The organism is Streptomyces niger, from assembly GCF_000718305.1.
GTDB classification, from domain to species: domain Bacteria; phylum Actinomycetota; class Actinomycetes; order Streptomycetales; family Streptomycetaceae; genus Streptomyces; species Streptomyces niger.
The window spans coordinates 569,165-591,199 of sequence record NZ_JOFQ01000008.1; the positions used below are offsets into that span (position 1 = coordinate 569,165).

At 72.1% G+C, this 22,035-nt stretch carries 17 protein-coding genes and 3 tRNA genes; 12 read left to right on the forward strand and 8 right to left on the reverse strand.

The window, feature by feature from the left end:
* Positions 1-52: 52 nt before the first annotated feature.
* Together IF20_RS18970 and IF20_RS18975 are read right to left on the reverse strand one after the other, a co-directional pair.
* Positions 53-1,501 (reverse strand): sensor histidine kinase, encoded by a 1,449-nt coding sequence (locus IF20_RS18970; RefSeq protein ID WP_052866362.1) that lies wholly within the window; start codon positions 1,499-1,501, stop codon positions 53-55.
* Positions 1,502-1,506: 5 nt separating this feature from the next.
* Positions 1,507-2,277 carry a response regulator transcription factor gene (locus tag IF20_RS18975; RefSeq protein ID WP_110944306.1) on the reverse strand — a complete coding sequence of 257 codons (771 nt, stop codon included), beginning with the start codon at positions 2,275-2,277 and terminating at the stop codon, positions 1,507-1,509.
* Positions 2,278-2,741: 464 nt separating this feature from the next.
* Between IF20_RS18975 and IF20_RS18980 the strand changes: the two genes are divergently transcribed.
* The 4 genes from IF20_RS18980 (at position 2,742) to IF20_RS18995 (ending at position 6,716) form a co-directional block, all read left to right on the forward strand.
* Entirely contained in the window at positions 2,742-3,335 is a 594-nt protein-coding gene (locus tag IF20_RS18980) for a hypothetical protein (protein WP_052866363.1), read from the forward strand.
* Positions 3,336-3,682: 347 nt separating this feature from the next.
* Positions 3,683-5,041 carry an aspartate aminotransferase family protein gene (locus IF20_RS18985; RefSeq protein WP_052866482.1) on the forward strand — a complete coding sequence of 453 codons (1,359 nt, stop codon included), beginning with the start codon at positions 3,683-3,685 and terminating at the stop codon, positions 5,039-5,041.
* 288 nt (positions 5,042-5,329) lie between these two features.
* Entirely contained in the window at positions 5,330-6,007 is a 678-nt protein-coding gene (locus IF20_RS18990; RefSeq protein ID WP_052866364.1) for a GntR family transcriptional regulator, read from the forward strand.
* A 58-nt stretch (positions 6,008-6,065) separates the two neighbouring features.
* The gene (locus IF20_RS18995; protein ID WP_052866365.1) at positions 6,066-6,716 is read left to right on the forward strand and encodes a hypothetical protein; all 651 of its coding nucleotides are present in this window, start codon (positions 6,066-6,068) and stop codon (positions 6,714-6,716) included.
* Between the two features lie 329 nt (positions 6,717-7,045).
* Here the strand turns inward: IF20_RS18995 and IF20_RS19000 are convergent, their stop codons facing one another.
* Positions 7,046-7,810 (reverse strand): SLATT domain-containing protein, encoded by a 765-nt coding sequence (locus tag IF20_RS19000; protein ID WP_052866366.1) that lies wholly within the window; start codon positions 7,808-7,810, stop codon positions 7,046-7,048.
* A 456-nt stretch (positions 7,811-8,266) separates the two neighbouring features.
* Between IF20_RS19000 and purD the strand changes: the two genes are divergently transcribed.
* The 4 genes from purD (at position 8,267) to IF20_RS19020 (ending at position 15,027) form a co-directional block, all read left to right on the forward strand.
* Positions 8,267-9,574: a phosphoribosylamine--glycine ligase gene (purD, locus tag IF20_RS19005; protein WP_052866367.1), complete on the forward strand. Its 1,308-nt coding sequence runs from the start codon at positions 8,267-8,269 to the stop codon at positions 9,572-9,574.
* A 409-nt stretch (positions 9,575-9,983) separates the two neighbouring features.
* Complete coding sequence (locus IF20_RS19010; protein WP_234426712.1) at positions 9,984-12,053, forward strand: hypothetical protein; 2,070 nt, start codon at positions 9,984-9,986, stop codon at positions 12,051-12,053.
* A 395-nt stretch (positions 12,054-12,448) separates the two neighbouring features.
* Entirely contained in the window at positions 12,449-13,927 is a 1,479-nt protein-coding gene (locus IF20_RS19015; RefSeq protein ID WP_052866368.1) for a N,N-dimethylformamidase beta subunit family domain-containing protein, read from the forward strand.
* Positions 13,928-14,112: 185 nt separating this feature from the next.
* On the forward strand, positions 14,113-15,027 hold the full coding sequence (locus IF20_RS19020; protein ID WP_052866484.1) for a phosphoribosylaminoimidazolesuccinocarboxamide synthase: 915 nt from the start codon (positions 14,113-14,115) through the stop codon (positions 15,025-15,027).
* Between the two features lie 52 nt (positions 15,028-15,079).
* Here IF20_RS19020 and IF20_RS19025 read toward each other — a convergent pair.
* The 4 genes from IF20_RS19025 to IF20_RS19040 form a co-directional block, all read right to left on the reverse strand.
* Positions 15,080-15,155: transfer RNA gene (locus IF20_RS19025), tRNA-Gly, on the reverse strand.
* Between the two features lie 272 nt (positions 15,156-15,427).
* Positions 15,428-15,500, reverse strand: a tRNA-Gly gene (locus IF20_RS19030).
* Between the two features lie 75 nt (positions 15,501-15,575).
* Positions 15,576-15,647, reverse strand: a tRNA-Gly gene (locus tag IF20_RS19035).
* 186 nt (positions 15,648-15,833) lie between these two features.
* Complete coding sequence (locus IF20_RS19040) at positions 15,834-16,154, reverse strand: histone-like nucleoid-structuring protein Lsr2 (protein ID WP_052866369.1); 321 nt, start codon at positions 16,152-16,154, stop codon at positions 15,834-15,836.
* Between the two features lie 330 nt (positions 16,155-16,484).
* Here IF20_RS19040 and purS point away from each other — a divergent pair, with 330 nt between their 5' ends.
* The 4 genes from purS to IF20_RS19060 all read left to right on the forward strand — a co-directional run bounded on the left by purS (position 16,485) and on the right by IF20_RS19060 (position 20,549).
* Positions 16,485-16,748: a phosphoribosylformylglycinamidine synthase subunit PurS gene (gene purS, locus IF20_RS19045; RefSeq protein ID WP_052866370.1), complete on the forward strand. Its 264-nt coding sequence runs from the start codon at positions 16,485-16,487 to the stop codon at positions 16,746-16,748.
* Positions 16,745-17,425 (forward strand): phosphoribosylformylglycinamidine synthase subunit PurQ, encoded by a 681-nt coding sequence (gene purQ, locus IF20_RS19050; RefSeq protein ID WP_052866371.1) that lies wholly within the window; start codon positions 16,745-16,747, stop codon positions 17,423-17,425. Before purS ends, purQ begins: the two co-directional genes overlap by 4 nt.
* Entirely contained in the window at positions 17,422-19,671 is a 2,250-nt protein-coding gene (gene purL / locus IF20_RS19055) for a phosphoribosylformylglycinamidine synthase subunit PurL (protein WP_052866372.1), read from the forward strand. Before purQ ends, purL begins: the two co-directional genes overlap by 4 nt.
* Positions 19,672-19,754: 83 nt before the next feature.
* The gene (locus tag IF20_RS19060) at positions 19,755-20,549 is read left to right on the forward strand and encodes a maleylpyruvate isomerase family mycothiol-dependent enzyme (protein ID WP_052866373.1); all 795 of its coding nucleotides are present in this window, start codon (positions 19,755-19,757) and stop codon (positions 20,547-20,549) included.
* A gap of 25 nt (positions 20,550-20,574) precedes the next feature.
* On the opposite strand, the gene IF20_RS19065 is transcribed toward IF20_RS19060, so the two are convergent.
* Entirely contained in the window at positions 20,575-22,017 is a 1,443-nt protein-coding gene (locus tag IF20_RS19065; protein ID WP_052866485.1) for a sulfatase family protein, read from the reverse strand.
* Positions 22,018-22,035 lie beyond the last annotated feature (18 nt).

A 22,035-nucleotide genomic window follows, 5' to 3' on the forward strand; every position in this document is an offset into this window, starting at 1 on the left:
ACGGGAGCGGCGTACCGGGAAGGCCCACGGGCGGTTCGGAAGCGGGCGGGAACTACGCCGACGGACCGCCGAGATGCGCCTCCACCCGGGCACCACGGCCGCCGCCCGCGCCACCGGCGACCGCACCCCCGTCCCCCCGGACCGTGCCCCTGCCACTCGCCCCACGCGCTGTCGTCAGCACCGTGCTGCCCCCGGACTCCTCGGCGACACGGCGCACGATGTCCAGGCCGAGCCCCGTCGAACCACCGCCGCTCTTGCCCCGCTGCGGTACGTGCCCCTCGGGGAAGCCGGGCCCGTCGTCCTCGATGACCAGCACACCGCCGCCCCCGGTACGGGCACCCGCCGCGCCGCCCTGGTGCCCGTGCTCGGCAGCGGACACGGACAGGCGCATGCCCACGCCCTCCGGCGTGTGGTCGAAGACATTTCCGATGAGTGCATCGACCGCCGCCGCGAGCTCCGCTTCGTCCGCCCGGACGGGCACCGGCGCATCAGGAGCGTGAAAGCCCAGCGTGCGCCCCTGATCCTCGGCCAGCGGCCGCCAGAAATCCGCCCGCTCACGGGCCACCGCCGCCAGGTCGACACACGGCGCATCGCCACCCCTGCCGCCAGGGCCGCCCGCACCGCCGTAGCCGGCGGCCTCCCGCAACGGCTTGCGCGCCGTACGGATGACCTCGTCCACGCTGTGCTCCAACGCCGCCACGTCCGCCGCGATCCGCTCCGCCTCCGCCGGATCACGCAACCCCTCGGCATCCAGACGCAGCGCGGCCACCGGCGTACGGAGGCGGTGCGCCAGATCCGCCGCGTTCTCCCGCTCGGCGGTCAGGAAGCCCTCGATACGGCTCGCGAGGTTGTTCAACTCGCCGGCCACCAGACGCAGCTCCGGCGGCCCCTCCGGCTCCGCACGGGCGGTCAGGTCACCGGCCGCCAACCGGTCCGCGACCTTCGCCAGCCGCCGCGTCGAACCGACCAGCCGGGCACCCAGCCGGTCCGCGACCAGCAGCCCCAGCAGCACCAGCCCGACACCGAGCCCGGCGAACGCCAGCCAGGACGGCAGCGTCCCCGCGTACAACTGCTGGTCGGTCAGCGCGACATGCACGACGGCGGTGCCGCCCGAGGTGCCCTGCACGGGGACCAGGACGACCTGACCACCTCCAGGCGGCGCGTACGCGAACGCACGCCCGTAACGCGCCAGGCGGACGGCATCCGTGACGCGCGCCGGCGGGCCCAGCACCGTCCCGTCGGCGAGGATCACCGACGTCTGCGGCAAACTCGCCCCGTTGGCGGCCGTGACCAGCGACGCGGCGGTCGCCCGGCTGCCCTCGGGGCCGGGGTGGGCCAGCGCCGTACCGATGCCGGCCGCCAGCGACTGCGCACGGGCGGTCGCATCCGCGGTCGCCCGGTCCGCGGCGTGACTACGGGTGAGGATCGCGAGCGGCACCAGAAGGGCCGCCAGGACGAGCGCCGTGGTCAACGCGGTGACCAGCAGAATCCGGAGACGCATCGGCGCTACTCCGCACGCCGCGACGCGCCGCCGCCACTGCCGTCACCCGCACTGTCATCCGCGCCGTCACCCGCACCGTCGCCGTCCCCGGCGTCGCTGTCGGGAGCCGCGAGCTTGACGCCCACCGTACGGACGGTGTGCAGATACCGGGGCTTCTGGGCCGTCTCCCCCAGCTTCCGGCGCAACCACGACAGATGGACGTCCACCGTCTTGTCCGCGCCGCCGAGCGGCTGCTGCCACACCTCCGCGAGCAGCTCCCGGCGCGACACCACCTGGCCGGCGCGACGGGCGAGATGGGCCAGCAGGTCGAACTCCCGCGGCGTGAGATCCAGCGGCACGCCGTCCAGCACGACCTCGCGCGCCGCCGTGTCCAGCACCAGCCCGCCGACCCGCAGCGGAGCCTCCGGCTCGGCGGTCCCCAGCCGGCGCAGCACCGCCTTGATCCGCGCGTCCAGCTGCGCGGCGCCGAACGGCTTGACGATGTAGTCGTCCGCGCCGTCGTCGAGCACCGCGACCATGTCGCCCTCCTCGTCGCGCGCGGTGGCCACGATGATCGGTACGTCGCTGACCGCGCGCAGCATCCGCAAGACCTGGGCACCGTCCACGTCGGGCAGTCCGAGATCCAGCACGATCAGGTCGGGACGGTCGGTGACGGCGGCATCGAGGCCGGACATCCCGGTCGCGGCAGTGGCCACGGCATGGCCGCGGTCCCGCAGCGCCCGCACCAGCGCGCTGCGCAATTGGGGGTCGTCCTCGACGACGAGCAGGTGGGACATGCCGCCACGGTAACCAGCGATGATCTCGTCCGGGCGGTCGGCCGCAGCCTTTGTGCCTGCCTTAACCGGACGTTAGGGAACGGTGCGGGAGCCTGGATCGTGCCTGGTCCGGTGAGCTCCACGCGTACGTTGCGGAGGTTTCCGCCACCGGGGCGCGGACGCTGTGGACAATCGCCTCACCCGATCGAGCCCCCGCACACGGCGAATCCGCCCTGTGGAAAACCGCTCGGCCTCCGCCCGAGCAGGCAGAGTGAGAACCACGGAGACCGAACGGACAGAGTAAGAACGGCCGAGGCCGAACAGACGGAGTGAGGATCAGGCAAGACCGAACGGGACCAGGCGGACGTCGCCCGGACCAGGACGAGGCCCCGGCGACCACAGCAACACGGGGAAGCACAGCAACACCGGGAAACACAGCAACACCGGGAAACACGGAATACAGGAACGGGAAAGGAGGACGCGCGATGAAGTGGCGAGGCGCGGTGGTGACCGCCGTATGGCTCTGCGCGTTCGCGGGAGCGGGCGGCCTGGGCGCATGGTCGCTGGCCAATACCGACATGGGAGCGCGGAACAGCCGGGCCGAGCCGCTCGATGACGCCGGGGTCCGCCAGAAGCTCGCCGCCGCCCGCACCTCCCCCCGGCCCAACGGTTCCCCGGGCCCCGGCGGCAGTGCCACCGGCCCCGCCGCCCCGGACGCGAGCGGCTCCGGTAAGCCGTCCGAAGGCGGCACGCAGACTCCCGGTGACACGTCGTCTCACGGTGACACGTCGTCCTCCGCCGGCTCCGCCGCGCAGATGGGCACCGTCAACGTCACCGGAGGCAGCGCCACCGCCGAATGTCGGCCCGACGGCCGGGTGTACCTCACGGTGTGGAGTCCGGCCTCGGGGTACCACATGGACACCGTGAAGCGGGGGCCCTCGGGCGTCGCCACGATCGAGTTCGAACCGCTGGACGACGGCGACGACCGTACGTACGCGATCCGGTGCACCGACGGCCACCCGAAGGCGATACCGGTGGCGGACCACGACAGCGACGAGGACGACGACGATGACGACTGAGCGCACGGGGGCGGGGCGGGGGTAGGGGCGGGGGGGAGGCCCCCCGCCGCCCCTCACCCATCGACAACCTGTCGGACCCTCCCCCCACTCCCGTACACACTGTCGGTACCGCCATCCGCGCGGTGATCCATAGGCTGGAGGCGTCCGCCGCCCCACGTTCCCGCGTTCTCGCAGTACGGCGTGGTCGTCGTGCAGGTGGTCGCAGTGCAGCGTCTCGCTGATCAGCGCTCCGGCAGCGCACGCAGCGTCTTCGCGGTACGGCGTCCTCGTAGCGCAGCGTCCTCCGGTACGGCGTGTTCCCGCGTTCCCGATGTCCTGGCGGCCCGAAGCGATCCGAGGTAGTGACCGTGACCACGACGCAACCAGACCCCGCTGCCGGCGCGGCCGTGAAGGCCGCCGACCGTGCCCACGTCTTCCACTCCTGGTCGGCGCAGGGCCTGATAGACCCGCTGCCGATCGCGGGCGCCGAGGGCTCGTACATGTGGGACTACGAGGGCAACCGCTACCTGGATTTCAGTTCGCAGCTGGTCAACACGAACATCGGGCATCAGCACCCGAAGGTCGTGGCGGCGATCCAGGAGCAGGCCGGCAAGCTGTGCACGCTGGCCCCGGGCTTCGCCGTGGACGTGCGATCCGAGGCTGCGCGGCTGATCGCGGAGCGCACACCCGGCGACCTGGACAAGATCTTCTTCACCAACGGCGGCGCCGAGGCCGTGGAGAACGCCGTCCGTATGGCGCGGCTGCACACCGGCCGGTCCAAGGTGCTGTCGACGTACCGCTCGTACCACGGTGCGACCGCGGCGGCGATCAACCTCACCGGTGATCCGCGCCGCTGGGCCTCGGACACCGCGTCGGCCGGCGTGGTGCATTTCTGGGGCCCGTTCCTGTACCGCTCGCCCTTCCACGCGGAGAACAAGCAGCAGGAGTGCGAGCGCGCGCTGCGCCACCTGGAGGACACCATCGCCTTCGAGGGGCCGCAGTCGATCGCCGCGATCATCCTGGAGACCATTCCGGGCACCGCCGGCATCATGGTTCCGCCGCCCGGCTACCTCGCCGGTGTGCGGGAGATCTGCGACCGGTACGGCATCGTCTTCATCCTGGACGAGGTCATGGCGGGCTTCGGGCGCACGGGCCGTTGGTTCGCCGCCGACCACTTCGACGTGACGCCGGACCTGATGACCTTCGCCAAGGGCGTGAACAGCGGTTATGTGCCGCTGGGCGGTGTCGCGATCTCCGCGGAGATCGCCGCGACCTTCGACAAGCGCCCCTACCCGGGTGGTCTGACGTACTCCGGTCACCCGCTGGCCTGTGCTTCCGCGGTCGCGACGATCAACGCGATGGCGGAGGAGCGGATCGTGGAGAACGCGGCGGAGATCGGCGAGAAGATCATCGGCCCGGCGTTGCAGGACATCGCCGAGCGGCACCCGTCGGTGGGCGAGGTACGCGGCATGGGCGTGTTCTGGGCGCTGGAGCTGGTCAGGAACCGTGAGACGCACGAGCCGCTGGTGCCGTACAACGCGTCGGGCGCGGACAACGCCCCGATGGCGGAGTTCGCGGCGGCGTGCAAGGAGCGGGGTCTGTGGCCGTTCGTGAACATGAACCGTACGCATGTGGTTCCGCCGTGCACGGTCACGGAGACGGAGGCCAAGGAGGGCCTGGCCGCGCTCGACGAGGCCCTGACCGCGGCGGACGCGCACACGGTCTGACGTCCCGCCGTGCCGCGTGCGGCCTGACGTTCCGCCCCCCCCGGTAACGCCCACGGTCTGTCTGACGTCCCCACCTACCGCACAGGAGCTGACTCCCGCAGGGACTGACTCCCGCAAGGGCTGGTTTCCCTGTGTCCCCGGCCGGGCCGGTCCGCTGCCGATTTCTGGTTGTGGGCCGGTCCGGCGTCGGTTTCGTCACCACTGTCCCATCCGTCTCGCGCGACGCTCGCCTATCGTGAGAGCGAGGGCCGCGCTTCCGCCGCGCGGTCGCGGAAGGAGACGGACACGATGCCCGCCGGGCCGGTCAGCGGAGTCATCCAGCGCAGCACGCTCCGACAGCAGATCGCGGACGCGCTGCGTGACGAGGTGCTGGCCGGACGGCTGCCCGCGGGCCACCAGTTCACCGTCAAGGAGATCGCCGAGCAGTACGGGGTGTCGGCGACACCGGTGCGCGAGGCGCTGCTCGACCTCGTCGCGCAGGGGCTGCTGGATGTGGAGCAGCACCGTGGTTTCTGCGTGCACACGTTCACGGCGGCCGATTACCGGGCGATGGTCGAGGCCCGCACGCTGGTGGTGGAGGGGGTCTTCCGTACGCGTGCGGAGGAGCTGATGCACGGGGTGACGTCCGATGCGCTGGTTTCCCTCCGGCGTCGCGCCGAGGAGGCGGAGCGGTCGGCGCGGTGCGGGGACCTGGACGTACTGATCGGCTACGACCTGCGGTTCTGGCGGGAGTTCGGGAATCTCGTGGGGAATCCCTGTATCGCCGATTTCCTGGACCGGATGCGGGTACAGGGGTGGGTGTTCGCGGTGCCGATGCTGCGTGCCAAGGCGGACCTGGGCGGTCATCTGTGGCAGGGCCATCAGGAGTTGGCGGACGCGGTCGTGCACCGCGAGCTGGGCACGGCGCAGCGCCTGGTCCGCGAGTACAACGCCCATGCCCTCGCCCTCGTCGAGAACCTCGCCTAGCACTACGCTGTCCCGACCATCGGCTTCGTCTGCCGGACCCGAACGGAAGCGAGAACTTGTGGCATGTGACCTGTGGCTCGTCCCCCTCGTCGACGTGCTGTGCCACAGCCCCGACAATCCCTTCTCCGAAGAGCTCGCCGCCTACGACAAAGCGCTGAACGAGGCGGGACTGCCGCCCGTACCGGTCTTCAACTACATGCCGGGCCTTTCCGGGGACGTCGCGCCGGTCGCCGGTTTCGACTACGACGCGCTGCATTTCCTGCGCCGCGCGTACCTGCTCCAGATATGCGGGCTCGCCGTGTCGCCGGTGGACGAACTGGGCGGTGACTACGAGCAGTTGTTGGAGATGTTCGAGAGCACGGCCCAGGAGTCGCATCTGGTGTGGCATTACGACCACGCGGGGGCGTACGTGCCGGTGGACTTCCCGCATCCGCTGGCGAACGAGGAACTTCTGGCCGGGGGCGGTCCGTTGGGTTCTTCGCACGGGTTGTTGCGGGAGCTGGAGTTGGTCGCGCCGGCCATCGGCATCGACCCGGCCAATCCGCCGGCCGCGCCGACGCCCCCGGATCGGCCGACGAAGCTGGAGGAGCGGGTGGAGGGGCCGGTCGCCGACGACGGCCCGTTCGCCCGGGAGCGCCATGTGTGGCTCGGTCTGCATGCGGCGGCGACCCGCAGTCTGGGCCAGGGATCGATGATCGTCTTCAGCTGACCGGCGTACGGCGTCCGGGCCGGCGTACGGCGTCCGGGCCGGCGTACGGCGTCCGGGCCGGGGCGCGGGGCCCGGTCGACCACCGGGGCGACTCGGCCGGCCACCGGGCGGCTGGGTCGGCCACCGGGGCGTCTCGGCCGGATCACTGGGTGGCTGGGCCGGTTTCCAGGACGACTCGACCGGCCACCGGGCGGCTGGGCCGGCCACCAGGACAACCCGGCCTGATCACCGGGCGGCTGGGCCGGCCACCAGGACAACCCGGCCTGATCACCAGGCGACTCGGCCGGCCACCAGGACAACCCGGCCGGATCACCAGGTGGCTGGGTCGGTCACCGGGGCGGCTCGGGCGGTCGCTGGCGCGGCATGTTCGGGCGGGTGCCCGGCGGGAGGACGATGCGGCCCGTGCGGTCCGGGGCGGTCTCCTGGCGCGGGGGCCCCCACGGGGCGGGTGCCGTGTGGTTCCCCGTCGGCACCGGGCCGGTGCGGAACGCCATCATCCAGTCGGTCGTCTCGGAGCGTACGAGCTCCGCGATGTCCTCGTTGAAGCGCCGCAGCACGGTCAGGCAGCGTTCGGCGGCCTCGGCGGCGGTGCCCTCGGTGGGGCCGAGGACCTCGCGCACGCTCTCGGACGCCCAGTCGAACTGCAGCGCCTCCAGTCGTCGCTGTACGGCCTGGGCCGCGGCCACGTCCCGCATCCAGCCCGCGGTGACGCCGAAGAAGCGGTCGCAGCCGGCGCAGACGGCGGCGAGCAGCAGCGCGAGGTAGCCGTACTGCGTGCCGTCCTCCAGCGCGCCTGTGAGGCCGAGGAGTGGCAGCAGTGCGCCCGCCGAGACGCCGGCGGCGGCACCGGCGCGTAGGATCCGTGCGGTGCGCCGCTTGGCGACGCGGTCCGCGAGGTACCAGTCGATGACGTGCAGCGCGCCGGTCTCGGCCCATTGGTAGAGCTCGTCCAGGCGCTCGGCCGGTTCTCCCCAGTCGCCGAGCGGGAAGGCACGGCCGGTGAGATCACCGCGATCCCGCCCCTGCGCGTCCTCGCCTTCCTCCCGAGGGGGCCCCTCAGGAGGCCTCTCGGGCTGCATCTCCGGCTGGCTCACCCGTGCACTCCCTGTTGAAGATACGTGCGGTGCGCGCGTGGCGATGGAGACGGCCGTGGCACGCGACACCCTTCCTACCGCCGAACGGCTGGCGTTGCCGCCAGGATCGAGCTATTTCCGCCCGGAAGTGGCGCGGGATCAGGTATAGGCCTGTTCCCGGCCTCACTCGAAGGAGTTGCTACACCCCGCGGACCCCGCCTAGGTACCCAGGAAGGGGACACGCGCGCGTCCCTCGATCGGCTGTACCCGTTCGCCGGGCTGTACCTGTTTATCCCTGTTCAGCAGTACCTATGCGCATCTTGGACCAGCCGTGCCCGCTTGTGTTCGTTCGGGTGGCCGAAGCGGCGGCGACTTCGACCGATCTCACAGCCGTTCTTGCCTGCGAGGTGGGGGCGGAGCGTCTCGCCCCTTGGGGCGCCACGGTGTGCCCTCACCCGGGACGACTAGGCTGCTCCTGTGAAGGTCCTCGTCATCGGCGGCGGCGCCCGCGAACACGCCCTGTGCCGCTCCCTGTCCCTCGACCCCGACGTCACCGCGCTGCACTGCGCTCCCGGCAACGCCGGCATTGCCGAGGTGGCCGAGCTCCACCCGGTGGACGCGCTCGACGGCGCGGCCGTTGCCGAGCTGGCCCAGAGCCTGCAGGCCGAGCTGGTCGTCGTAGGCCCGGAGGCGCCGCTCGTGGCCGGTGTCGCCGACGCCGTGCGCGACCGCGGCATCCCGGTCTTCGGCCCCTCGGCCGACGCCGCGCAACTGGAGGGCTCCAAGGCCTTCGCCAAGGACGTGATGGCCGCCGCCGGCGTGCCGACGGCCCGCAGCTACGTCTGCACCACCCCCGCCGAGATCGACGAGGCCCTGGACGCGTTCGGTGCGCCGTACGTGGTCAAGGACGACGGCCTCGCCGCCGGCAAGGGCGTCGTGGTGACGGACGACGTGGAGACGGCCCGGACGCACGCGCTGGCCTGCGTGTCACAGCGTCGCGCAGCGACTCCTTCCGGGGCGGTGGCGGGAGACGGGCGGGCAGTGATCGAGGAGTTCCTCGACGGCCCCGAGGTCTCCCTCTTCGCGGTCACCGACGGCGAGACCGTCGTACCGCTCCAGCCCGCCCAGGACTTCAAGCGCGCCCTGGACGGCGACGAGGGCCCGAACACCGGCGGCATGGGCGCGTACAGCCCGCTGCCGTGGGCCGACCCGAAGCTGGTCGACGAGGTCCTGCAGACCGTCCTGCAGCCCACCGTGGACGAGCTGCGGCGCCGCGGTACCCCGTTCTCCGGCCTGCTGTACGCCGGTCTGGCGATCACCTCGCGCGGCGTCCGCGTGATCGAGTTCAACGCGCGCTTCGGCGACCCGGAGACCCAGGTCGTCCTCGCCCGGCTGCAGACCCCGCTCGCGGGCCTGCTGATGGCCTCGGCGACCGGGAACCTCGCCGCCCTCCCGCCGCTGCGCTGGAGCGACGGCGCGGCCGTCACGGTCGTCATCGCCTCGCACAACTACCCGGGCACCCCGCGTACGGGGGACCCGATCACCGGTCTGGACGCGGTGGCCGAGCAGGACGCGCCCGAGGCGTACGTCCTGCACGCGGGCACCCGGTACGACGCGGACGGCCGGGTTCTCAGCGCCGGCGGCCGGGTACTGTCCGTGACCGCCGCCGGGGCTGATCTGGCCACTGCTCGGGACCGCGCGTACACCGCCGTCGGCCGGATCTCCCTCGACGGGTCCCACCACCGCACGGACATCGCTGCCAAGGCTGCGGAGCAGGCCGGCTGAGGAGCCGCCCCGGGACCGTCCGGCCTCCGATGAGGCCGGACCGTCCGGCCTCCGATGAGGCCTGGTCCCGCCCCGTTCACAGGAACCGGCCGTCCGACGGCCGGTTCCTTGCTTTACCCAAAGCCATTCCATCGAGTGACCGAACCGGTTAACGGCTGACGTGTGGCGGCGCCCCAACTAGGGTTCCGCGCAAGCGTCCTGTGGTGTCCGTTCCGCTTCCCGGCCCGGCCGCCCCTGAGACGTCCGGCAAGTGGCTCACCGGCATTGCGATGTCAGTGGCCGGTGCCAGAGTGGTGGAGAACGAGCAACGCGCCGACGGTCGCGAGCGGCCGCCGACATGTTGCCGGTCTCTTCCGTCCCGTGATCTCTCCGTCCCGTTCAAGCAGGACAGCAGGGGGTGTACAGGCTCGTGGCAGGTCCGGAGGCAGGCGAACAGGCAGCACGCGCCAGGGCGCTCGCGGTGCTGCGGATCCGCGGCGCGGCGCTCGGTGCGGCCGTGCTGCCGGCCGCGCTGGCCGTGGTGCTCTTCGCCGGGGCCGCGACCGGTGGGCTCGGCTCCTGGAATTCCGGCGGCTGGGCCCTCGCCCGCTGGATCGTGACGGGCATCGCGGTGGTGGCGCTGCTGCTGGCGGCGTTGGTCGCCGCGGTGGTCGCCCGGGCCCGGCCCGCGCTCAGCCCCACCGTCCCGGTCGCCGAGGAGTCGGCGCCCGATCTGTACCGCCTGGTGCGCGACCTCGCCGACCGCCTGGAGGTCCCGGCGCCCTCCGCCATAGCGCTCACTCCCGACTGCGACAGCTGGCTGGAGGACCGTACGCACCGCGCGCACGTCCCGTCCGGAGGCCCGGCCGCCTCCCGCGGCGCGACCGGCGACGGCGCGGGCCGGCAGGCGCCGGCGCCGGTCCTGGTCATCGGCTCGCCCTTCCTGTGGTGGATGCGGGTCGGCGAGCTGCGTGCCCTGCTGGCCCCCGTGGTCGCCGGTACGGGCCCCTCGGTCCACCCCGACATAGCGGCCGCGCGCCGCTTCGTGCGCGGCCTGGACGCCGCCGTGGCGGTCGCCGCCCGCGCCCGGGGCGCGCTCCGCGGCCTGCCGCTGCGCTTCGTGGGCCGGGTGGCCCGCCTGCTGCTGCGCGCCTGCGGCGAGCACGCCACGCAGATGGAGCGGGGCGTCGCCGCCGCGGCCTCCGCGCGCGCCCAGGGTGTGGACTACGGCCTGCGCATCGTCGCGCAGGAGCAGGTGGGCCTGGCGTACGCGGGCTGGGACCGGCTGCTGACCCGGGTCGCGCTGCCGGCCTGGCGGATGGGCCGCTGGCCGGCCCGGCTGGACGCCGGCGTGGTCTCCGCGCTCACCGAGCTCTCCCGCCGCGACCGCCTCGCCGAGGGCTTCGCCTCTCGGCTGGGCGAGCGCCCGGCCTGTGACCTGCTGGAGGAGCCAGGCGCCATCGACCGCGCCGCCTCCCTGCTGGCCGCCCGGCTCTTCCACGGCGGCCCGGCCGAGAGCGGCCCCGACTGGGCGCCGATCGCCTGGGACCGCTATCCGGAGGAGGTCGTCGACCGCAAGTGGCGGCTGGAGGCCGCCCGCCTGCACCGCGTACTGGACGACCTGCCCGCGCTCCCGGCCACCGGTCCGAACGAGGGCACTGCCGCGCCCCGGCCCGTACGGACCACGGAGGCGGCACGGACGACGGAAGCCGTACGGACGACGGAAGCCGTACGGGCCACGGAAGCCGTACGGGCCACGGAGGCCGTACGGACCACGGAAGCGGTACGGACGGAGGCCGCGGCACAGCCCGTACGGGCGACAGCGCCGGTGGGTACGAAGGGGCCCGTGGGCGAGCCTCTCGGGGCGGCCGAGCCCGTGGTGGGCCGGGGCCTCGGCGAGCCGCCCGGGGAGACCGACGAGCGGCTCGGCGACCGGGGCCGGACGGCCGGTGCCGCGGACGCCGTCCCGTCGTCGGACGGCGGCGGACCCGCCGTGGCCGGGCCCACGCTGACCCGGGTGATCGAGCGGCTGGCCCGGGACGAGGCGGCGAGCGACCTGGTCGCCGCACGTCTGGTGACCGAGCTGGAGCGGGAGGAGCGGGCCACCGCCGACCGCAGGGCCACCGCCGACCGCAAGGCCGCGGCGCGTACGTCGGGTCCGGCCCAGGAGACCGCCGAGATCGCGGGGCCCGGGGCGTCCTGGGGCGACGGGCTGGTCGACGGCGGCGTGCCGCTGTTCCCCCTGCAGGCGCCTCGCTCGGGCCGTGAGCTGCTCGCCGACCACGTCACGGCGATGGTGTGCTGCGCCGCCGTGGACACCGCCGGCGCCGCTCCGGGCCTGGACTGGCTGGACGGGCCCGCGCTGCTGGTCGACGGCGCCCGTCGGGCGGACGTCGGCCGCCCGGTCCGCAGCCTGGTGGACGACGGCGACGCCGCCCCGCTGCGCGACTGGCTCGGTGAACTGGGCGTCCGCCCGGACAAGCCCGTACGCCTCGTCTGACCACGGACCGCAGCCGGCCCCACCGGTGACGGCCAGGCTCCTGCCCCGCCGCGTCTCAGCCCTCGGGCTCCGCGCCCGTACCTCGCCCCCAGCGGGTGCGACGCCCCCGTGCTCACCGTCGTATCGCATGCCCAACCGATCACTCTGGCCCGGAGCGACGGTGGGTATGCCTCCCCGGTTCGCCTTTCAGCCGTTCTCGCCCGTAAATTCACGACGAAGGGTGACGGTCCAAGTGCGTAATGTGATGTGCTGGGGGTACTCGCCGTGTCTCTTACGAACGAACTTGTACCCACGAGCCCGTGACCTCGGGCTCGTACCCGCAGCCCGGACAGGCCAGCGCATACGGGCGGCAGCACAGGCGAGATGAACGTGGGGCGTGGGAGGGGAGTGGGAGCATGGGGACACAGCAGATCCGGCGGTGGGAGTCCGGTGCGCTCGCGCATGCCGTGACGGACCCGTTCGGCCAGGGCCCACTCCCTTGGCTGCGCGGCAGTGAGAACTACTTCGACTCCGGCCGGGTGGTCCCCTGGTACGTCGATCCGGTGCTCGCCCGGGACGGCGCGCCCGTGCCGCTGCCCCGCTCCTGCGCGGGCCCCCGCACGGCCGACGACGTGCACCGCCAGATCAAGGGCTTCGCCGCGACCGGCGCGGTGGCCCCCGGTGAGGCCATCGACTTCCGGATCACCGTGGACCCGCCGCAGCAGTTCAGCATCGACGTCTACCGGATCGGCCACTACGCGGCGACCGGCGCCGCCAAGATCACCACCAGTCCCCGGCTCTCGGGCATCGTCCAGCCCGCCCCGCTCACCGCCGACCGCACGGTCTCCTGCCACCACTGGTGGCTCTCCTGGCGGCTGCAGATCCCCGAGTACTGGAACGTCGGCGCGTACGTCGCCGTGCTGACCACCGAGGACGGCTACCGCAGCCACGTCCCCTTCACCGTCCGCGACGACCGCCCCGCCGACCTGCTCCTGCTGCTCCCGGACGTCACGTGGCAGGCGTACAACCTCTATCCCGAGGACGGCCGGACGGGCGCCAGCCTGTACCACGCCTGGGACGAGGAGGGCGCGCTGCTCGGCGAGAAGGACGCGGCCGTCACGGTGTCCTTCGACCGCCCCTTCGCGGGCGCCGGCCTGCCGCTGCACGTGGGGCACGCATACGATTTCATCCGCTGGGCGGAACGGTACGGCTACGACCTCGCCTACGCCGATGCCCGCGATCTGCACGCCGGCCGCGTCGACCCGTCGCGCTACCGCGGCCTGGTCTTCCCCGGCCACGACGAGTACTGGTCAATCCCCATGCGGCAGGCGGCCGAGCGGGCCAGAGACAGCGGCACCTCCCTGGTCTTCCTCTCCGCCAACACCATGTACTGGCAGGTCGAGCTGTCTCCCTCGCCCTCGGGCCCGGACTCCCTGCTGACCTGCCGCAAGCGCCAGGGCCCCGGGCGCCCCGCACTCTGGCGCGAGCTGGGCCGGCCGGAGCAGGAGCTGATGGGCATCCAGTACGCGGGCCGGGTGCCCGAGCCGGCGCCGCTGGTGGTCCGCAACGGCGACCACTGGCTGTGGGAGGCCACCGGCGCGCACGAGGGGGACGAGCTGGCGGGGCTGGTCGCCGGCGAGGCGGATCGGTACTTCCCGCGCACGAGCCTGCCCGAGCACACCAGCCGGGTGCTGCTGGCGCACTCCCCGTACCGCGACGGGGAGGGGGTCCGCCGCCATCAGGAGACCTCGCTGTACCGGGCGCCGAGCGGTGCCCTGGTCTTCGCCTCGGGCACCTTCGCCTGGTCGCCGGCGCTGGACCGGCCGGGCCACATCGACGAGCGGATCCAGCGGGCGACCGCCAATCTTCTCGACCGCATCTGCAAACGCGATTGAGCGGTACCCGGCCCGCGCGCGGAGGCGTGGGCCGGGGTCGCATGCGCCGACCGGGACGGCCGGGCCGGGCGCCGGAGGGCGTGCGGGACCGGGCGGGCGCCGCGTCGGCCCACCCTGAAGCGCTGCCGGGCCCCCGCATGCGCGAGAATCGGAAGGACTCCTGGATCAACCTACGCGGAGGCAGCGTGTCCGGATTCGTTGAAAAGCCCGAACCTGTGGAGGTGCCGGGCCTGGTCCACCTCCACACCGGCAAGGTGCGCGACCTCTACGAGAACACCGACGGCGACCTGATCATGGTCGCCAGCGACCGCACCTCCGCGTACGACTGGGTGCTGCCGACCGAGATTCCCGACAAGGGGCGCGTCCTCACCCAGCTCTCGCTGTGGTGGTTCGACCAGCTCGCCGACCTGGCGCCGAACCACGTGCTCTCCACCGACGTGCCGGCCGGCGCCCCCGCCGACTGGGAGGGCCGGACCCTGGTCTGCAAGTCCCTGGAGATGGTCCCGGTCGAGTGCGTGGCCCGCGGCTATCTCACCGGTTCCGGGCTCAAGGAGTACGAGCAGAGCCGTACGGTCTGCGGCCTCGCACTCCCCGAGGGCCTGGAGGACGGCTCCGAGCTGCCCGGCCCGATCTTCACCCCGGCCACCAAGGCCGAGGTCGGCGAGCACGACGAGAACGTCTCCTACGAGGAGGTCGCCCGCCAGGTCGGCGCGGAGACCGCCGCGCAGCTGCGCCAGGCGACCCTCGCGGTGTACGGCCGGGCCCGGGACATCGCGCGCGAGCGCGGGATCGTCCTGGCGGACACCAAGTTCGAGTTCGGCTACGAGGTGGCTGCGGACGGCACGCGGACGCTGACCCTCGCCGACGAGGTGCTCACGCCGGACTCCTCGCGGTTCTGGCCGGCCGACCAGTGGCAGCCGGGCCGCGCCCAGCCGTCGTTCGACAAGCAGTTCGTCCGGGACTGGCTGACCTCGTCGGCCTCCGGCTGGGACCGTACGAGCGAGCAGCCGCCGCCCCCGCTGCCGGCGGAGATCGTGGCGCAGACCCGCGCGAAGTACGTCGAGGCGTACGAGCGGCTCACCGGGCTCAACTGGTCCTGAGCGGCCACGGAAACGGAAAGGGCCCCGGTCGGAAGACCAGGGCCCTTTCGTATGGAGCGGACGACGAGGCTCGAACTCGCGACCTCAACCTTGGCAAGGTTGCGCTCTACCAACTGAGCTACGTCCGCATCTCCGGCGCCGAAGCGCTCGGTGCGTGCACCACTATAGCCAACCGCGCGGGGTGCTTGTGCCCGTCCGGTGGGCAGCCGGAAAGAATGTGGTCACGGACACAGATCGTTTTCCGCTGCCGGGAGGTGGGGAAGCGTCTGCGGTGCGTTCGGGAGGCCGACTTCTCCCGCGGCGGCGGACGGCCAAGATCTTTCCGGGAAACCCGGGAAACCTGGGGAAACCTCGGGAAAGCAGAAGACCCCGATCACGTGGACCGGGGTCTTCTTTCCTGAGCGGACGACGAGGCTCGAACTCGCGACCTCAACCTTGGCAAGGTTGCGCTCTACCAACTGAGCTACGTCCGCATGCATCCGACCGGCTTTCACCGGGCGGCGCGACAGCTACTCTACCTGATCCGGAGGACTGGTCGAGACTGTCAGAGCGGGTGACAGGGATTGCACACTGCGCCTCCCTCTTGGAAAGAGGGCGCTCTACTACTGAGCTACACCCGCATGACTCCTCGGGGCCCGGCCTCTCGGCCTCGCCCCTCGGCGTGCTCCAGACTTTAGCTGATCAAGGGGGGTGCCGCGCAAGTCCGCTGTCCGCGGGGCTGCGGAGCCGGTGCCGGCCGGCCGGCACGGGTCCCGTCGGTCCGGCCGCCCGCACCCCGGCGCGGGGGTGCGGGCGGTCACGGGCCGTCAGCTGTTGGCGGCCTCGAACGCCTCGTAGACCTTCTTCGGGATCCGGCCCCTCGGTGGCACCTCCATGTGGTGCGAGCGGGCCCACGCCCGTACCGCTGCGGGGTCGGCCGCCACCGAGGTGTGGCGGTAGGCCTTGCCGGACTTCGCACGCTTGCGACCGGCCTCGACGTACGGTGCGAGCACCTCGCGGAGTTTCTCCGCATTGGCGGGATTGACGTCGATCTCGTACGTCTTACCGTCCAAACCGAAGGTGACCGTCTCTGCGGCTTCTCCGCCGTCGATGTCATCGGAGAGCGTGACCACTACGCGCTGCGCCACGGATATCGGTCCTTTCGTGCAGCATCTCGGTGCTGACATGGGGAGATGCGGCAGATCCGGATGTCAGGGATCAATGCTTTTTCATTTGTACAGCGATGGGCAATGCATTGGGAAGCCCAGTTAATTTCCTCAGCGTGTCACCGCGCAATCCGGACTGCCGATCTTTTCGAGGATTTTTCCCGGGTGTTCACAACCGTCGATACCGGTACGTGATCGATCGCCTACAGATCTATGCGCGTAGATTTTTCGGCAAGGTACTGTGAAGGAACCGAGTCGGGGTCCGGGGTGTCCCCGGATAAACCCAGCCGCACCACACAACCGGGAGTGCCAGTGGCACGCGTCGTAGTCGACGTCATGCTCAAGCCCGAGATCCTCGACCCGCAGGGACAGGCGGTGCAGCGTGCACTGCCGCGTCTGGGCTTCGAGGGCATCTCGGACGTACGTCAGGGCAAGCGTTTCGAGCTGGAGGTGGAGGGCCCGGTCGACGACGCCGCCCTCGCCCGCATCCGCGAGATGGCCGAGACCTTCCTCGCCAACACCGTCATCGAAGACTTCGTCGTACGGGTCGACGAGCCCGCCGGAGCCACCTCATGAGTGCTCGGGTCGGAGTCATCACCTTCCCCGGCACGCTGGACGACCGCGACACCCAGCGCGCGGTCCGGCTCGCCGGCGCCGAGGCCGTGCCGCTGTGGCACAAGGACAAGGACCTCAAGCAGGTCGACGCCGTGGTGCTGCCCGGCGGCTTCTCCTACGGCGACTACCTCCGGGCCGGAGCGATCTCCCGCTTCTCGCCCATCATGGAGACCGTCATCGAGCAGGCGAAGGCGGGCCTGCCCGTCCTGGGCATCTGCAACGGTTTCCAGGTCCTCACCGAGACGCATCTGCTGCCCGGCGCGATGCTGCAGAACAATCACCTGCAGTTCATCTGCCGTGAACAGAAGCTGCGCGTGGAAAACGCGGACACCGCCTGGACCGTGGACTACGAGCAGGGCCAGGAGATCCACGTACCGCTGAAGAACATGGACGGCCGGTACGTCGCCGACGAGCGCACGCTCGCCGAGCTGGAGGCCGAGGGCCGCGTGGCCTTCCGGTACCTGGACGTGAACCCCAACGGCTCGCTCAACGACATCGCCGGTATCACCAATGCGGCCGGCAATGTCGTCGGCCTCATGCCGCACCCGGAGCACGCTGTCGAGCCGCTGATCGGTGCCGGCGGCACCGACGGGCTCGGATTCTTCACCTCGATCCTGAAGAAGTTGGTCAACGCATGACGCTGGACACGGTCAAGCACGCGGCCGAGACCCCGGACACCGACCAGCCGTGGGCCGAACTGGGCCTGAAGCAGGAGGAGTACGAGCGCGTCCGCGAGATCCTCGGCCGCCGCCCGACCGGCGCCGAGCTCGCGATGTACTCGGTCATGTGGTCCGAGCACTGCTCGTACAAGAGCAGCAAGGTTCACCTCCGCCAGTTCGGTGAGAAGGCCCCCGAGACCGACGCGCTGCTCGTCGGCATCGGCGAGAACGCCGGTGTCGTGGACGTCGGCAACGGCTTCGCGGTCACCTTCAAGGTCGAGTCGCACAACCACCCCTCGTACGTCGAGCCGTACCAGGGCGCCGCGACCGGCGTCGGCGGCATCGTCCGCGACATCATCGCGATGGGCGCCCGCCCGGTCGCCGTGGTCGACCCGCTGCGCATGGGCGCCGCCGACCACCCCGACACCAAGCGCGTCCTGCCGGGCGTGGTCGCGGGCATCGGCGGCTACGGCAACTGCCTGGGCCTGCCCAACATCGGCGGCGAGGTCGTCTTCGACGCCTGCTACCAGGGCAACCCGCTGGTCAACGCCGGTGCCATCGGCGTCATGCGGCACGAGGACATTCACCTCGCCAAGGCGTCCGGCGCGGGCAACAAGGTCATCATGTACGGGGCCAGGACGGGCGGCGACGGCATCGGCGGCGCCTCCATCCTGGCCTCCGAGACCTTCGACGACTCCAAGCCGTCGAAGCGCCCCGCCGTCCAGGTCGGCGACCCCTTCCAGGAGAAGCTCCTCATCGAGTGCACCCTGGAGGCGTTCGCCGAGAAGCTGGTCGTGGGCATCCAGGACCTCGGCGCCGCCGGCATCTCCTGCGCCACGTCCGAGCTGGCCTCGAACGGCTCCGGCGGCATGCGCGTCGAGCTGGACGACGTGCCGCTGCGCGACTCCACGCTCTCGCCCGAGGAGATCCTCATGAGCGAGTCGCAGGAGCGCATGTGCGCGGTGGTCGAGCCGGCGAAGGTCGACCGCTTCCTGGAGATCTGCGAGAAGTGGGACGTCACCGCCACCGTCATCGGTGAGGTCACCGACGGCGACCGGCTGGAGATCTACTGGCACGGCGAGAAGATCGTCGACGTCGACCCGCGGACCGTCGCCCACGAAGGCCCGGTCTACGAGCGTCCGTACGCCCGTCCCGAGTGGCAGGACGCCCTGCAGGGCGACGACGCCGCGAAGCTGGCCCGCCCGGCGAACGGCGACGAGCTGCGCGAGCAGGTCCTGAAGCTGGTGGCGCACCCGAACCAGGCCTCCAAGTCCTGGATCACCTCCCAGTACGACCACTTCGTGCAGGGCAACACCGTGCTGGCCAGCCCGGAGGACTCCGGGATGATCCGCATCGACGAGGAGTCCGGCCTCGGCGTGGCCATCGCCACGGACGGCAACGGCCGCTTCGCGAAGCTGGACCCGTACCACGGTGCGCAGCTGGCGCTCGCGGAGTCGTACCGGAACGTGGCCGCGACCGGCGCCAAGCCGCTCGCCGTCTCGGACTGCCTGAACTTCGGCTCGCCCGAGGACCCGGCCGTCATGTGGCAGTTCGCCGAGGCCATCCGCGGTCTCGCGGACGGCTGCCAGCAGCTCGGTACGCCGGTGACCGGCGGCAACGTCTCGCTCTACAACCAGACGGGCGAGGCCGCCATCCACCCGACGCCGGTCGTCGCCGTCCTCGGCGTGATCGACGACGTGGCCCGGCGCACCCCGGTCGCCTTCGCGGAGGAGGGCCAGCTCCTCTACGTGCTGGGCGACACCCGCGACGAGCTGAGCGGCTCGGCCTGGGCCCAGGTGATCCACGATCACCTGGGCGGCCTGCCGCCGAAGGTGGACCTGGAGCGCGAGCGGCTGCTCGCCGAGATCTTGATCTCGGCGTCCCGCGACGGCATGATCGACGCGGCGCACGACCTGTCCGACGGCGGTCTGGTCCAGGCGCTGGTGGAGTCCTGCCTCAAGGGCGGCAAGGGCGCCCGGGTCGTGATCCCGGAAGGCCAGGACCCGTTCGTGACGCTGTTCTCCGAGTCCGCGGGCCGTGCGGTCGTCTCCGTGCCGCGCAGCGAGGAGCTCCGCTTCACCGACATGTGCGGCGCGCGCGGTCTCCCGGCGACCCGGATCGGTGTCGTCGACGGCGACACGCTCGATGTGCAGGGCCAGTTCAGCATCGCGCTGAGCGACCTGCGGAGGGCGCACGAGGACACGATCCCGGGCATCTTCGCCTGATCGTCCGCGCCTGACCGGCAGTACCGCGGCCCCACCGGGAATTCCCGGTGGGGCCGCGGCGCGTTGCGGTTAGGCTCGCGCCCATGCCTCCTGTGAAGAAGCGTCCCCGCAGTTACGACTCCGCCAAGACCCGTGCCGCGGTGACCGCGCAGCTCGGTCATGTGAGGGACGTCGTACGGACGTTGACCACCGAGGAGTTCGCCCGCCCGACCCGGCTCGGCGACTGGACCGTACGGGAGCTGGTCGCCCACTTCGCCATGGCGGTCGACCACGTACCCGCCGCCCTCGAACGCCCCGCCGCGGCCAAGCAGGAAGTGCAGCTCGTCGAGTGGCCGTTCGCGCCTGCCGTGTATGCCGCCGCCGTCGACGAGCGGGTGCGGGCGATGGCCGCCGAGGAGGACCCGGTCGCGCTGTTGGAGCGGGCGGCCGAGCGGTACGCCGCGCTGGTACCGGAGGCCGAGGACGACCGGCTGATGGCGATCCCACGGCCCGGGGCGATGCGGCTGGGCGACCTGCTGGTGACCCGCTGCCTGGAACTGGTCGTGCACACCGACGACCTGGCCGACGCGCTCGGCAAGGAGCTTCCGATCGACCGGCAGGCGCTGGCCGCCACGACCCGGCTGCTCGCCGATTCGCTGGCCGCGAAGGCGCCGGGCGGGTCGGTGGAGGTGCGGATCCCGCCGTACGCCGTCGTGCAGTGCGTCGAGGGCCCCCGGCACACCCGCGGCACCCCGCCGAACGTCGTGGAGACCAACCCGCTGACCTGGGTGCGGCTGGCCACCGGCCGTGCGGAGTGGGCGGCGGAGCTGGCAGCCGCGGCGGTCAGCGCGAGCGGCGAGCGCGCGGACCTCGGCCCGTACCTGCCGGTGCTGTCCTGACCGGTACGGGCCGGGGCTCCGACCGTCAGGCGGTCGGGTAGGGCAGCAGCGTGGCGTCGATGCGCTCCCAGGCCGTGCGCAGCTCCCGGAGCAGTTCCTTTTCGGCGCCTGCCCGGTCGGCCTGCTCGCGCGGGTCGGCCGTCAGGTGGAACAGCTGGTCGGTGCCGCCCTTGCCGCGGTAGTACTTCCAGTCGCCGCGGCGCAGCGCCCGCTCGCCCCGTACCCGCCAGAAGAGGTCGCGCGCGGGGAGCTGCTCGCCGCGCAGCAGGTGGCCCGCCAGGCTGGTGCCGTCCAGCGGGTAGCGGCGGTCGGGCCGGGCGCCGGCGAGCTCCAGCAGGGTCGCGGTCCAGTCCGGGGTGTACACCGGCTCGTGGCTGACCTGGCCGGCGTCCAGCCGGGCGGGCCAGCGGACGATCGTGGGGACGCGGATGCCGCCCTCCTGGAGGGACGCCTTGTTCCCGGACAGCGGCCACTGGTGGGACCAGCGTTCGCCGCCGTTGTCACTGGCGAAGAAGACCAGGGTGTCGCGCTCCTGCCCGGTGCGCCGCAGCGCGTCCAGGACCTGGCCTATGGAGCGGTCCAGGTCCTCGACCATCTCCTTGTACTTGCTCAGCGAGCCGCCGTCGCGGTGGTTGAGCGCGCCCTTCTCGCCGGCTCTGATCCGGGCGGTGATCTTCGCGCTCTCGGCCTCGTCGCCGTCCGCGATCCACGGCCAGTGCGGGGTGGTGAAGTTCAGGTTGAGCAGCCAGGGCGCCTGCTGCCCGGCGCGGCCGGTGACGTGGTCGACGGCCCGTTCGGTGAGGATGCGGGTGTAGTACCGCAGGTCCTTGTACCGGGCGTCGCCCTCGTACAGGTCGTACTCCCCGGCCGGCCCCAGTTTGGAGTAGTACTCCAGGGCGCCGCCGAGGTTGCCGAAGAAGGTGTCCCAGCCGGACTTGGTGGGGCTGTAATCCGGCAGGTAGCCGCAGTGCCACTTGCCGATCAGGGCGGTGGCGTAGCCCGCGTCGCGGAGCAGCGAGGCGAGGGTGGGGTGGTGCGGGTCCAGGCCGACGCCGCGGTCGGCGATGGGCTCGGCGAGGCCGCCTTCCGTCCGGCCCGGATACCGCCCTGTGTAGAGCGAGAAGCGGGTGGGGGAGCAGGTCGCGGAGCCGGCGTAGGCCTGGGTGAAGCGGACGCCCTGGCGGGCCAGCCGGTCCAGGTGCGGGGTGCGGATGTCGGGCGAGCCGTACGAGGAGAGGTCGGCCCAGCCCAGGTCGTCGCCGAGGATGAAGAGGATGTTCGGGCGGCGTGCGGACCGGTCGGTCGCGGCCCGGAACGGCCGCTCCTGGAAGGCGGCCGGCGCCGCGGGTTCCGCGGCCGCTGCCGTGCCGGCGGCGAGGGTGGAGAGCCCGCCGAGCGCGGCGGCGCCGGCTCCGGCGAGGCCGCCGAAGGTCCGGCGGGAGAGGGGGCGGCGGGCGGTGTCGGACATGTCGGGGTGCTGCGCGTC

Excerpts from the sequence above, each read along its gene's own strand:
- IF20_RS19065 (WP_052866485.1), bottom strand. The coding sequence starts at position 22,017 with ATGTCCGACACCGCCCGCCGCCCCCTCTCCCGCCGGACCTTCGGCGGC.
- IF20_RS18980 (WP_052866363.1), top strand. The coding sequence starts at position 2,742 with ATGAAGTGGCGAGGCGCGGTGGTGACCGCCGTATGGCTCTGCGCGTTC.
- purQ (WP_052866371.1), top strand. The coding sequence starts at position 16,745 with ATGAGTGCTCGGGTCGGAGTCATCACCTTCCCCGGCACGCTGGACGAC.
- purL (WP_052866372.1), top strand. The coding sequence starts at position 17,422 with ATGACGCTGGACACGGTCAAGCACGCGGCCGAGACCCCGGACACCGAC.
- IF20_RS18975 (WP_110944306.1), bottom strand. The coding sequence starts at position 2,277 with ATGTCCCACCTGCTCGTCGTCGAGGACGACCCCCAATTGCGCAGCGCG.
- IF20_RS19015 (WP_052866368.1), top strand. The coding sequence starts at position 12,449 with ATGGGGACACAGCAGATCCGGCGGTGGGAGTCCGGTGCGCTCGCGCAT.
- IF20_RS18970 (WP_052866362.1), bottom strand. The coding sequence starts at position 1,501 with ATGCGTCTCCGGATTCTGCTGGTCACCGCGTTGACCACGGCGCTCGTC.
- IF20_RS18990 (WP_052866364.1), top strand. The coding sequence starts at position 5,330 with ATGCCCGCCGGGCCGGTCAGCGGAGTCATCCAGCGCAGCACGCTCCGA.
- IF20_RS19060 (WP_052866373.1), top strand. The coding sequence starts at position 19,755 with ATGCCTCCTGTGAAGAAGCGTCCCCGCAGTTACGACTCCGCCAAGACC.